This is a genomic window from Rhizobium sp. ZPR4 (genome assembly GCF_040215725.1).
In the GTDB taxonomy this organism is placed as follows: Bacteria; Pseudomonadota; Alphaproteobacteria; order Rhizobiales; family Rhizobiaceae; genus Rhizobium; species Rhizobium rhizogenes_D.
On record NZ_CP157967.1, the window covers coordinates 3,752,839 to 3,765,000 of the forward strand.

At 60.4% G+C, this 12,162-nt stretch carries 13 protein-coding genes (1 of these 13 only partly in view); 7 read left to right on the forward strand and 6 right to left on the reverse strand.

What is annotated here, in order from left to right:
- Positions 1-87: 87 nt before the first annotated feature.
- Entirely contained in the window at positions 88-2,502 is a 2,415-nt protein-coding gene (locus ABOK31_RS17995) for a transglycosylase domain-containing protein (RefSeq protein WP_349957015.1), read from the reverse strand.
- Positions 2,503-2,843: 341 nt separating this feature from the next.
- Here ABOK31_RS17995 and ABOK31_RS18000 point away from each other — a divergent pair, with 341 nt between their 5' ends.
- The 3 genes from ABOK31_RS18000 to ABOK31_RS18010 all read left to right on the forward strand — a co-directional run bounded on the left by ABOK31_RS18000 (position 2,844) and on the right by ABOK31_RS18010 (position 3,714).
- Positions 2,844-3,032, forward strand: a complete 189-nt coding sequence (locus ABOK31_RS18000) for a hypothetical protein (RefSeq protein ID WP_174178452.1) — start codon at positions 2,844-2,846, stop codon at positions 3,030-3,032.
- 90 nt (positions 3,033-3,122) lie between these two features.
- A complete protein-coding gene (locus ABOK31_RS18005) occupies positions 3,123-3,245 on the forward strand; it encodes a hypothetical protein (RefSeq protein WP_257714005.1) in 123 nt (40 codons plus the stop codon).
- A 226-nt stretch (positions 3,246-3,471) separates the two neighbouring features.
- On the forward strand, positions 3,472-3,714 hold the full coding sequence (locus tag ABOK31_RS18010) for a DUF982 domain-containing protein (RefSeq protein WP_174178450.1): 243 nt from the start codon (positions 3,472-3,474) through the stop codon (positions 3,712-3,714).
- A gap of 333 nt (positions 3,715-4,047) precedes the next feature.
- On the opposite strand, the gene ABOK31_RS18015 is transcribed toward ABOK31_RS18010, so the two are convergent.
- Positions 4,048-4,926 carry an SH3 domain-containing protein gene (locus ABOK31_RS18015; protein WP_174178448.1) on the reverse strand — a complete coding sequence of 293 codons (879 nt, stop codon included), beginning with the start codon at positions 4,924-4,926 and terminating at the stop codon, positions 4,048-4,050.
- Positions 4,927-5,121: 195 nt separating this feature from the next.
- On the opposite strand from ABOK31_RS18015, the gene ABOK31_RS18020 reads away from it, so the two are divergent.
- Together ABOK31_RS18020 and ABOK31_RS18025 are read left to right on the forward strand one after the other, a co-directional pair.
- A complete protein-coding gene (locus ABOK31_RS18020) occupies positions 5,122-5,370 on the forward strand; it encodes a hypothetical protein (RefSeq protein ID WP_349957018.1) in 249 nt (82 codons plus the stop codon).
- A 17-nt stretch (positions 5,371-5,387) separates the two neighbouring features.
- Positions 5,388-5,609, forward strand: a complete 222-nt coding sequence (locus ABOK31_RS18025) for a hypothetical protein (protein ID WP_349957020.1) — start codon at positions 5,388-5,390, stop codon at positions 5,607-5,609.
- A 26-nt stretch (positions 5,610-5,635) separates the two neighbouring features.
- Here the strand turns inward: ABOK31_RS18025 and ABOK31_RS18030 are convergent, their stop codons facing one another.
- The 4 genes from ABOK31_RS18030 to ABOK31_RS18045 form a co-directional block, all read right to left on the reverse strand.
- Positions 5,636-7,093, reverse strand: a complete 1,458-nt coding sequence (locus ABOK31_RS18030; protein ID WP_349957022.1) for an efflux transporter outer membrane subunit — start codon at positions 7,091-7,093, stop codon at positions 5,636-5,638.
- 348 nt (positions 7,094-7,441) lie between these two features.
- Complete coding sequence (locus tag ABOK31_RS18035; RefSeq protein WP_349957023.1) at positions 7,442-8,389, reverse strand: phosphoribosylaminoimidazolesuccinocarboxamide synthase; 948 nt, start codon at positions 8,387-8,389, stop codon at positions 7,442-7,444.
- Positions 8,390-8,532: 143 nt separating this feature from the next.
- The gene (locus tag ABOK31_RS18040; RefSeq protein WP_174178438.1) at positions 8,533-9,216 is read right to left on the reverse strand and encodes a phosphoribosyltransferase; all 684 of its coding nucleotides are present in this window, start codon (positions 9,214-9,216) and stop codon (positions 8,533-8,535) included.
- Positions 9,217-9,229: 13 nt separating this feature from the next.
- Positions 9,230-10,030: a pseudouridine synthase gene (locus tag ABOK31_RS18045; protein WP_174178436.1), complete on the reverse strand. Its 801-nt coding sequence runs from the start codon at positions 10,028-10,030 to the stop codon at positions 9,230-9,232.
- A gap of 358 nt (positions 10,031-10,388) precedes the next feature.
- On the opposite strand from ABOK31_RS18045, the gene ABOK31_RS18050 reads away from it, so the two are divergent.
- Together ABOK31_RS18050 and ABOK31_RS18055 are read left to right on the forward strand one after the other, a co-directional pair.
- On the forward strand, positions 10,389-11,108 hold the full coding sequence (locus tag ABOK31_RS18050; RefSeq protein WP_349957025.1) for a response regulator: 720 nt from the start codon (positions 10,389-10,391) through the stop codon (positions 11,106-11,108).
- A gap of 3 nt (positions 11,109-11,111) precedes the next feature.
- Positions 11,112-12,162, forward strand: partial view of an ATP-binding protein gene (locus ABOK31_RS18055; RefSeq protein ID WP_349957026.1) — the 5' portion only. It continues 302 nt past the right edge of the window; 1,051 of the gene's 1,353 nt are visible here — the first part of the coding sequence; it begins with the start codon at positions 11,112-11,114; its stop codon lies beyond the right edge, outside the window.

Sequence of the window (12,162 nt, forward strand, 5' to 3'; positions counted from 1 at the left end):
GCGCCGGGGACCAGCGAATTTGACGCGACCGTGTATCAGAGCAGCCTTGCCGCGGCCATGCAAGCGGCAAGGTGAAAAATTGCAATTTTATCGACCAAGGATGACGTCGAGCAGCGAGGAGCGATGCGGCCGCGCGGTGGCGACCGGAGCGCCGCTATCGCCGACATCGGCAGGCGGTATATCGCTGTCATACGGGTTGGAGCTGTAGGGATTGGTGTCGTCGGTGAGGTTTGCCGGAGGCAGGTCCTGCGGATCCTCGTTGACGGAGGTCTGATTGACGATCTGAGGCTGGATCGGCTGCTGCGATGGCCTTTGCTGCAAGGTTGGCTGCTGGATTGGCTGTCCGCCGTCTGCGACACCGGAGATGATGTTGCCGATGGTGGTCGGCTGGTCGCCGTTCGGTCCCGTCTGCGCCATCGGCAGGCCGTTATCGATGATCTGACCGCCGCCGAAGATCGGTGTCGGCGTGATGCCCTTATGGGCGGCGACCATGAATTCCTTCCATGCCTTTGCCGGCAGCCCGCCGCCGGTCACCTTGCGCATCGATTTGCCGTCGTCATTGCCGAACCAGACGCCCGTCGTCAGATGGCTGGTGAAGCCGACGAACAGCGCATCGCGGAAGGATTGCGTCGTGCCCGATTTGCCGGCCGCCTGCCAGCCGGGAATGCGCGCCGACTTGCCGGTGCCATTGGCGATGACGCCGGCCATCATGGCGTTCATGTTGGTGACAATATCCGGGTTCAGCACCCGCTGCGGATTATCGGTATTGGCCTGGTAGAGCACCTTGCCGGAGGCTGTCGTCACCTTGGTAATGACATGCGGCGCCACCTTGAAACCGCCGTTCATGAACGTCGCATAGGCGGAGGTGAGCTCCATCAGCGATACTTCCGAGGTGCCGAGCGCGATCGAGGCATTGGACTGCAGGTCCGATTCGATGCCGAGCCGGTGGGCGACCTTGATGACCTGATCCGGTCCGACTTCGGCGACAAGCTGCGCGGCAACAGTGTTCAGCGACTTCGCCACCGCCGTCGCAAGCGTTACGGGGCCGCTATAGCGCTGCTCGTAATTCTCCGGCGCCCAGTTGCCGATCTTGACCGGCATGTCGTTGCGGATCGAGTTGGGCGTCAGGCCCGCCTCCAGGGCTGCGGTATAGACGAATGGCTTGAAAGCGGAGCCCGGCTGACGCTTGGCGGTGACTGCACGGTTGAACTGGCTCTGGGCATAGTCGCGGCCGCCGACGAGCGCGCGGATGGCACCTGTCGCGTCGACGGAAACGAGCGAAGCCTGCGAGGCGTTCAGCTTCTTGCCGTCCTTCTCGAGCACATCGGCTAGCGCTTTTTCGGCCTTTTCCTCGAGCGACATATCGAGCGTTGTGTCGACGATCAGATCTTCCTTGACGTCGCCGCCGATCAGCTTCGGCAGCTGGTCCATGACCATATCGGCAACGTAATTCTCTGCGCCGCTCCAATAGCTTTTCGAGCGGGTCGGAGGTTGCGACATCGCAGTCTTGATATCGGATTCGCTGATGAAGCCCTGGTCATGCATGGCCTGCAGCACCAGCTGGGCGCGCGCCTCTGCGGCTGCTGGGTCGCGGGCCGGCGACAGTCGCGACGGCGCCTTGACCAAGCCGGCAAGCATGGCGGCTTCACCGAGATTGACGTCCTTTGCCGATTTGTTGAAGTAGCGCCGCGAGGCGGCCTCGACGCCATAGGCGTTGGAGCCGAAATAGACGCGGTTCAGGTACATCGTCAGGATCTGGTCCTTGGTGTACTTGTGCTCCAGCCACAGCGCCAGCAGCACTTCCTGCACCTTGCGCTCCAGTGTGCGATCGGGCGACAGGAAGAGGTTCTTGGCGAGCTGCTGCGTCAGCGTCGAGCCACCCTGGACGGCGTGGCCCGTCACGACATTTGTCACCATGGCGCGGGCAAGGCCGATCGGATCGAAGCCGAAATGCGAATAGAAGCGCCGATCCTCAATCGCGATGATGGCTTCCGGGATATAGGGCGACATGTCGCCTAGCGCGACGGCTTCGCCGCCTGTCGTGCCGCGATTGGCGATCAGGCTGCCGTCGAGATCGTTGATCTTGACGTTCGGCGGCCGCTCGGGGATCGACCAGGTGCTGGCGCTCGGCATGCGCGAGCCATAATAGGCGACGAGGCCCGCAAGGCCGATGCCGGCCCAGAGGCAAAGCACCAGGCCCCAGTAGATCGTCGAACGGATGAAGCCGAAAAAGCCGCGCCGCGGACGCGCACGTCGTGCGGGCTTGCGGCGGCTACGGGTGCGGCGAGGCTTTGCGACCACGGGCTCATCCTCGTCGTCTTCATCCTCTTCTTCGTCGGGGTCCGGCTCTTCGTAGTATGTCTTGGAAGAAGATGAATATGCCTTGGCCGAACGCCTGCTGCCAACGATGCGTTCGCCAGCATTGAATCCGTCATCGCTGCGTTCTCGGCCGCTGGAAAAGGATGGTTCTATCCTCTGGCGTGATTTCTTCTTATCTGCCATTGCCGGCCGGTCGTACCTCGGTGCCCTTGTGTTCCATGTCTTCTATCAGGCTGCTTACAGGAGCGGTAGAAATCTTTGAGCCTGCTCGGTCGCCAGGGCGGCGCATGACCTCGAAAACCGCCAATGGCTCTCAAGGCGAAGCAACCCGCTAATTCGTCCACGAACCCCTCGTGAAGACATCAAGTCCCGCCTGAACTGTAAATGCGGCGATTTAAGGAGGGATTAAGAACATTTCGGTCCGCTATGTCGGTCAATTCGCCCGTGCATCCAGCAGACGTGCGTAGGGAACTTTTCGCTACCCTGAGCATTATCCTTTCATAAAAAACAAAGAGGGCGAATAGATGAGTTCATTGCTGAAGATAGAGGAAGTCGACGAGAGCAAGTTACGCGAGGTCTGGAGCGTCCAGGATTTTGCCCGGCGCCACCGGATTTGCAAGGAGGAGGAAGCCCGGCTGAAAAAGCTGTTTGGCGACTTCGCAACGAAGCAGGAATTGCTCTCAAACGCGCAAAGGCCGCCCCAATTTCGTTGACAGGGTTGCTGAAAGGGATTTGGCAGGCCGGGCGCGATGTTATCGTGGGCTGCTGTGACCGAAGGGTTTGCAGCGGAGGAGGCTACGCTGATGTGGAAGCGTTTCGAATTGTGGCTGGTCGACCAGATCGACCGGATTTTCGGGCTTGAGCGGCTTGCCCGCCGAGCAGGTTTTTCTCCAGACGAGGCAAGGCGGATCGCGCGCGAAAAATAGCCGTGCCACGCATCCGGTATCGTCAATCATGCCAGTTTCCACAAAGCTTCAGGAAAACGATGCCGCCGCCGTCCCGGCCAAGCTATCTCGTCGGATGCGTCGAAACTTCGCGTATCGCACTCAATCTTCCGTATTTTCGAATGGTCTGATCGAGGTTATAGTATTGTCATGTGGCTGTCTTGGAGGACAGTTCCAGGCAATTGGTAGCGCGTGAGGAGGAGTATTCATGCGACACGTCAAATGGAGCAATCCAATCGAGATCGGTTTTGCTCAGGATACGTTCCAGGTTGTCACAGGCCCGTCCGAGGCCCTGAATTGCATGGCCAATCTCTGGCCTGACCGGCGCGGTCCGCTCTATGTGGCGGCGAGAAGTCTTTGCCGTGCGGCCATCGACGGTCGCAAGTCCGCCGAAGAGGCACGGGAAATGTTCATCTCGGCGACGCGGGAAGCGCATCTCAAGATGCACTGAAGCGCCTCGGCACCACTCGGGCCGATTATCCGTCCAAGCCTTGCGAGCCCGCGAAAATGCGGCGGGAGTTGAGAGTTTTGGATGCGCGCAGTTCCGTGAAGGCGCCTCGATGATGCAGCTCCCGCGCAAGTCGGTGAGCGCATTCCTCTCCGAGGCGGTGCATTCCATAAAAAAGGCCGGCGACTTTCAAAGTCGCCGGCCTTTTGGCTTTTTATAGGCTGTCGGCAAAACTGCGAAGCGGTTTTCCGTCCGGAATTGCGTGAAAACAAAGAGATAGAGCGGTTCAGAGGTTCCGTGAAAAACTGAACCGCTCTAGGAGTTGTTGCACGACCGTCAGCGGTTCGAGCCTCTCACGGACATCCGGCAATTCGGCTCCGACGCTGGGCATGGATCCCGGTGATCGGGGCTGTAGGGTCCTGGTTGGCCTGCGTTCGGCTGCGGATTGTTCTGCGGCTGCGGCTGCGGCTGCGGCTGTGGCTGAGCCTGCTGCGGCTGCGGGCGCGGGCGGTTGTCCGGACGATTATTGTCCGGGCGGTTGTTGTCGCGCTGGCGGTCTGGCCGATTACCCCAATCCTGATTGTTGTCTGGGCGCTGTCTGTTCCAGTCGCGATTGCCGTCGCGCTGCCTGTCCCAGTTGCGATCACGATCGGGTTGGCGATCCCAGTTGCGGTCCGGTCTGTTGTTCCAGTCCGACCCCTGATCCCAATCGCGGTTGCGATCGGGACGACGGTCCCAATTGCGGTCCTGCCCATTATCCCAACCCGGAGGATTGCGGTCCCAGCCGCTGTCAGGGCGGCGGTCGACCCAGCCCGGGCCGCGGCGCCAGCGGTCGCGGTCACGATAGAAGTCGCGGCCGCGATAGTAGCGACCCCAGTAGTCGTCGAAGTTGAAGACCACCGTCGGGATGCCGAGCGGGCGGTAATATTGCGGACCGACATAGATGCGGCGTGACTGATAGGTTGCCTGGATATAACGGCCGGCAACCCATCCGCGGCCGCCATAGAAGGAAACGTCGCACCAGGGCGTCTCGTTAAGGCAGCCATTGATCTGAAGCGGCACGCCGACGGGGATCATCGTCACTGCCGGATAGGCGGTACTCGGACCGGACCGCATGTTGACGTTTGCGGTGGCAAAGCCTTCTGCCGCTTCTGCGATGGCCGGCAACGCCACGAGCGCCGCCAGAATGCCCGCCGCAAGAACCTTGAACCTCATAGATTATTCTCCCTTTGCGCACCCATGCTGCGAAATCGCTGCCTGATGCCTGTTCCGCTGTCGTGCGCCTACTCCGGCGCTCTTCGGTAAGACTTTCCAATTTCGGCAAGATAAAGGCCTGGCGCTGCACGGAATCTGATAGGATTCCGTGATGCCTCTTCAATCTTTGCATGTGTTGTAGAAGTAATTGCATGAATGCAGCTTGAACGGCATCAATTCGAAACTGAAATGCTGCAAGACTTTTTGATAAGGCTTGCTTGCCTTCATCGGCGTTACCGATGTGGCAGCATCGGCTGCTTCAAAAGCTTTTTGAAAGAAACTAAAAAAGCGGCCTTGAAATTGCCACCTTGGACGCCGATATACGGTTCAGTCATGCAGCCGATGGGCGCTGGCGCGCTGGAAAGCGAGCCGTTTGGTCCGTCAATATCATGGAAGCAGCGTTAACTCTTCGTTGACCTTTCATGACCAATCTGGCTGCAGTTCCGCTCTTGCCTTTGACCACGGATGTACTGGCACTGATGCGAAGGCGGATGGCGAAAGGCCGGATCATTCCGGCCTTTTTGTTTTTTGGCGATGGCGTGCTCGTGGCGAAAGCGGAGTGCGCCATTTTCATTTTCGGCATCTTTCAGGTGACAAAAGAAAAACCGCCGCAGATGACCGCGGCGGTTTTTCAATTTAAGTGATGCGCCCGCCGAAGCGGGCGAGATCGTCAGTTTGCCTTCTTGGCCGAAACCTTGACAACCTTGGCCTGAGCCTGTGCGATGGTTGCCTTGCCGGCCGGGACATAACCTGCGCCGATGTTGACGTTCAGCCCGATATAGTCGAGAGCGCTCTGCTGAACGGCCTGCGCCAGGCTCTGCTGGGCAGCGGTCACGTTGCGTTGTGCATCGAGAACGTCGAGCAGCGAGGATGCACCATCCTTATAGCTCGCGGTCGAGAGCTGCAGGGCTTCCTGATAGGACTTGACCTGAGCCTGCAGCGCGGCGACCGTCTGTGCGTCGCGGGCGACGGCGGACAGATAGTTTTCGACATCTTCGATAGCTGAACGTACCGTCGACTGCCAGGCGAGATAGTTCTCGCGGCTCGTCGATTCCGCGCTCTTGACACCGGCGCGCAGGGCGCCGCCGTCGAAGATCGGCAGGTTCAGCTGCGGACCGAAGGACCAGGTGGTTAGGCCGCCGCTCGCCGACGAGGTATGGATATAGGTCGGCGAAATCGAGCCGCTGAGCGTGATCGACGGGAAGAGCTTGGCTTCAGCAACGCCGATCTGGGCCGTCGAGGCTGCAAGGGTCCGTTCTGCCACGCGAACATCCGGACGGTTGCGGATCAGGTCGGCCGGAACACCGGTGCGAACGCTGCCGCGGAACACCGGCTGCCTGCCGCCGCCCTGCATCTGTGCGATGATCGTCGACGACGGCACGTTGAGCAGCGTTGCGATATGATGCACCTGCTGGCGGTAGCTGATTTCATAACCAGGTACCAGTGCCAGTGTCTGGTTGACGAGGCCTTCCGCCTGAACCACGTCGAGGCGGGATGCCGCACCGGCTTCAAGCTGGAACTTGGTCAGCGAAAGCGTGTCGCGCCGTGACTTCAGGTTTTCCTGAGCGATCGAAATCAGGGCCTGATAATAGCGGGCGTTGACGTAGCTGTTGGCGAGATCCGACAGGAAGGCTAGGCGTTGGACGTCGACGGTGGAATAGGCGGCATCGAGCGAAGCGTTGGCGCTTTCCGTTGCACGGCGATACTGACCCCAGAGGTCGAGCAGCCAGGAAGCCGAAGCGGTGCCTGTCGTGGTATTGCGCCGTCCACCCGAAGAGGAAACCCTCGAGCCGCCCTTCTGGCCGCTCGTCGTGTTATCGCCACTGACGGTGAGGCTTGGGAGACCGCCTGCACCCGCCGTGACGACAGCAGCTTCCGCCTGGTTGATGCGTTCCAGCGACTGCTGGATGGTAAGGTTCTGGGCAAGTCCCTGTGCGGCGAAGGCGTTCAGCTTGGAATCGCCGAAAGCGGTCCACCATTGCGAACCGGCGATATCGCCGTTCGCCTTCGTACCGCCCTCCGAGAATTTGGCCGGGAGAGGCATTTCCGGTGGCTTATGGTCTGGGCCGCTGACGCATCCTGCCAAAACAAGCAGCAGGGCGGGGGCGGCAGTACGAATGGAAACCATCACATTGTCCCACAATTCAATTTACTGATCAGTGTCTTTTGACGGAGTCGGCATGACTCCACGTTCCGGCGCTCCAGTCTTACGCAATACAAACAATGACCCGAAGCGGTCGGCGTCAATCTAGCAACGAGTTTAGCAATAGCACAGTGGCTTTTACGAATTCTCGGCAGCGAACATATGTAGGATCGGGCGAAATATCAGCTTATCGGTAAAAAAAATCTGAAGTGTTGCAAAAAACATACCCTCGCATCCGCAATCAAGGGATGTGAATGGCGCAAAACTCCATCGCCGCCGCAACTTCCGGGAAGTTTCGGCGTATCGATTCAGCTAAACGACCGTTCAGACGGTCTATTGCGGGAAATAGCGGGCGAGGCTTGCGCGAACCCGGTCACGCGGTGTCGCACCGCGATCGTCGGGCACGAAAGCAGTGCCTGTAATCGCTTCGTAAGCGCGGATGTAGACTTTGGACGTCTCTTCGATGAGGTCGCTCGGAATCTCCGGAATCTCATCCTTATAGGGATCGCAGCGCTCCGTAACCCAGGCGCGGACGAAATCCTTGTCGAAGCTTTCCGGACGCGCGCCTTTTTCGAACCTGTCCTGATAACTGTCCGCCAGCCAATAGCGGCTGCTGTCAGGCGTGTGGATTTCGTCGGCAAGGATGATGGTGCCGTTTTCATCGGTACCGAATTCATATTTGGTATCGACGAGGATAAGCCCGCGCTTACGGGCGATTTCCTGCCCGCGTGCGAACAGGGCAAAAGCGTAATCCGTCAACGTCTGCCATTGCTCTTTTGTCAGAAGCCCATGCTCGACAATCTGTGTCGGCGTCAGCGGCTCATCGTGGCCGCCGTCGAATTCCTTGCTCGTCGGCGTGATGATCGGCTCCGGCAGGATCTGGTTGTCGCGCATACCCTCGGGCAGCGTGATGCCATACATCTCGCGCTGACCCTTCCTATAGAGGGTCAGAACCGAGGTGCCCGTGGTGCCGGCCAGATAGCCGCGAACGACGACCTCGACGGGCAGGATATTCAGCCGCTTGCCGACGACGACGTTCGGGTCCGGATAGTCGATGACGTGGTTGGGGCAGATATCGCGTGTCTGTTCGAACCAGTAGCGCGCCGTCTGCGTCAGCACCTGACCCTTGTAGGGAATGCAGGTGAGGATGCGGTCGAAGGCGCTCAATCGGTCGGTGCTGATGATGATGCGGCTGCCATCGGGCAGATCGTAATTCTCGCGTACCTTGCCGCGATAGTAGTTGGGCAATTCCGGGAAATGGGCTTCGGAGAGAATTCGCAACGCGTCCACCAACAGGCTTATGCATCCGCCCAACGGATGCTTCTTGAGCGGACCCTTAGCGCATTGCAGCCGGAATCGGAACGGTTTTCACATATAATAATAGGTAACCCGCTCCATTCGTCGGGTTGCGGGCCCGAAAAGCGTCAGCGTGGCCGGCGCCAGCAGCCGTTTTCACCTTGCTCGAGGATGGGTGTCGAAAACACACCGACAATCCTCTCGCTCCATCGCTTGCCGCTCAGATCGACACGATCCCGCCAGCGATCGGATTGCAGCATGGCCGCGCCGATCACGACAGGTTCGATATCGCAGGATGTCAGCAGGGCAAGTCCGGAAACGATCGACGCGCCACTGGAGATTACGTCGTCAATGAGCGCCACGCGCTTGCCTTGCAGCAATGGCAGCATGCGCGGGTCTATATAAAGACGCTTCTCCTGGTTCGGCGTCGTGATGGAGGAAAGCGCGACTGACAGCTCGTCGCGATACCAGAACTTGCGCGATGTTCCGAGCGGTACATAGCGCGCATGGCCGAGCGTGCGGGCCACCGCTGCCGCCAGCGTCAGGCCGAGGGTCGGCAAACCGGCGATGACATCGACATCATGAGCTGAGATCTGTGCGGCCAGCGCTTCCGCTAGCGCGTCCTGCACGGCAAAGCTTGCCTGATTGACGATCAGCGATGCCAGCGCATGATCGCCGTCGGCAAGCACGCGGATCGGCAGGCGCAATTGGCGCCCGTCCGGCAGTTCGGCCACATGGAAATCCGCGCGCTCTTCCATGGGGTCGAAAGTGCCAGGCGTATGCAGCTCCTGCCAGAAGTCATGGGGTTGCATCGCAGTCCGCCTTCTATCTGTTGGTCTTCATTCCGGCGCGCCGGTGCAGCACGAGGATTTCGGCCTCGGTCAGGGCGCGCACCGCGCCCTTTGGCAGATCGCCGAGCACGATATCGCCGAAGGCGATGCGCACCAGCCGGAGGCATTCGATACCGAGCGCCTCCAGCATGCGCCGGATCTGACGGTTGCGGCCCTCTTTCAGCTCCACCTCGATCCAGCCGTTGCGATCGCCGCTGCGCAGGAGGCGGGCGGAACTGGCGGTCAGCAGCTCACCATCGTCGACGATGCCGCGCTCCATGCGCGCAAGCTGTTCGTGATCCATGATCCGGTCGACCTGTACGTGATAGGTCTTGCCGACATGGCTGACCGGATCGAGCAGAGCCTGCGCCAGCACCGTATCGTTGGTGAAGAGCAGCAGTCCCTCGCTTGCCTTGTCCAGCCGCCCTACCGGGGCAAGGTGGCGGGCATCGATATCCCTGAGGCAATCATAGACCGTTGGACGGCCCTCCGGGTCGTCGCGGGTGGTCACCAGCCCGCGCGGCTTGTTCAGCATGAAATAGAGTTTTTTCTCCGCTGATATCTCCGTGCCGTCGACCGCGAATTTCGAATGCTCCAGATCGACCCAGGTGGCGGGATCTGACACTTTGCGGCCATCCACGCTCACGCGGCCGGCCGTGATCAGCGCCTCTGCCTGGGTGCGGGAGCAATAGCCGAGCTTGGAAAGTGCCCGTGGCAAGGTCACGCGCTTACCCTCTGGCTCCGGCCTGCCTTTCGTCGCCCTGCCGGATCTTTGCGGTGATTGCCGTTGGCTCACCCGTCTTGCCTCATGTGCTTGTTGTCGTGGCCCGGCATGGCAGCCGGTCGAGCACAATCCTTTCGCACGGCGACGAACCGGACGCAAATCGCATTGTCGAGGGGCAGGGGTCGAGGGGCAGCGGAGGCAAACAGGGCTCGCATTCGTGGTGCGAGCCCTGTCGCGGACCGGAGCGGGCGATGGGGTCGGGTAGACGGCAACGTGGTTGCCGCCATTCGCTCCGGAGGGATCGCGGTTGCAGAGAAACTGCACTGCTTCTTTTGCTGGGATTTTTCAAAAGAGGGGAAATTTGTTACAGTTTGTAACGCCGGCTGTTTCCCTGTTGCCAAAACCGCCTCTCGCCCCGCATGGAAGAGTCATGGTTTCCGCATCGCTGCTTCTGGTCGAGGACGACCGCGAGATTAGGGCGCTCCTGGAGGAGTTCCTGAGCCGTGAGGGTTTCTCCGTGCAGGCTGCCGATAGCGCCGCCGCCATGGATCGTATTCTATCCAAGGGCTTTCCCGATCTGATCATTCTCGATCTCATGCTGCCAGGCGAAGACGGCCTCTCCGCATGCCGGCGCATCCGCGCCCGCAGCAAGGTGCCGATTCTGATGCTGACGGCGAAAACGGAAGATATCGACCGCATCCTCGGCCTCGAAATGGGCGCCGACGATTATCTCGGCAAGCCTTTCAATCCACGCGAGCTCCTGGCGCGCATCCGCGCCATCCTTCGCCGCTCCGGTCCGGAGCGGCCGGAAGATGTTGCTCCCCCCTCAAGGCGAAAAAGCTTTGCCGGGCTGACCGTCGATCTCGACGGCCGGGTGATCGAGATGGATGGCGAGCGCGTCGTGCATCTGACGACGGCCGAATTCGATCTGCTCGTCTGCTTTCTCGAAAGACCACGCCGCGTGCTGTCGCGCGAGCAATTGCTCGACTGGACTCGCGGTCGCGGTGCCGATCCCTTCGATCGCACCATCGATGTCACGGTCTCCCGCCTGCGCACCAAGCTCGGGCACTGCCTGCCCGATGGCGCCCATATCATCACCACCGTGCGCAATGCCGGCTATCTCCTCACAATGGACGTGAAGGATGTCTGAGCCATGCTGAAACTCGGTCTCGTCGCGCGCATCATCATGATCGTCGCCGTGGCGTTGTTCATCATCCAGCTTGCGGCTTTCGTCGCCGCGCAGCTGAAGCCGGATACGCCGTTCAATCCGGAACTGTCACCGGCCATGCAGGTCAAGACGGCCATCCGTCTTCTCGATGCCATTCCGCCCGAGGCACAGCCGGCAGCCGTGCGGGCGCTGAACGCCAATGGCCTGGCGATCCATCTGGCCGATCCGCCGGCTCCGGGCCACAAAGAGGAAACATCCAATCTGACGCTGACCGACAAGTTGGCCCGCGAATTTGCGACAATCGCCCTGGGCAATCGTTACTTCAACATGCGCTCGCTCTCCGAAAAGCCGCAGGGCTGGTTCTCTGTCGGTGCGCCGGACAGGATCATGGAAGTGTCGATCGGCGTTGCCGGCGGCAAGATCGCCGTGTTCAACCTGCCCGACACGCCGACGGTAAGATTGAACGGCATACCGGTCGGCCTGATTGCCGGCATCCTCGGCATGCTGGTCGCGGTCATCGCCATAGCCGCCGTTGCGCGGGAAACCCGGCCCCTGACGCGCCTGTCGCGAACCGTCAACTCGATCGGCAATGGCCTGCAGCCGGTTCACATTCCCGAAAGAGGCGCCTGCGAGCTGCGTCTGCTGATCAAGGCGATCAATGCCATGCAATTGCGCATCGCCGCGCTCGTCAGCAATCGTACTCTCATTCTCGGGGCGATTTCGCATGATCTGAGAACCTATCTCACCCGTTTCCGCCTGCGCATGGAAATGATGCCGGAAACGCCGCACCGCGAGCGGGCGATCGCCGATGTCGAGGCCATGCAGCGGTTGGTGGAGGATGCGCTCGGCTTTGCCCGCAGCACGGTCGTCTCGGATGGCAAGACCATCGTCGATCTCGATGCGGCCATTCGAGGCCATCTCGCGGAGCGGCAAGACGGGCAGGGCCTCGTGGGTTTTGCGCCGATCGGGCAGCCAATCGCCGTGACGCTGACCGAGACCGCTCTGGTGCGGGTACTCGACAATCTCATGGACAATG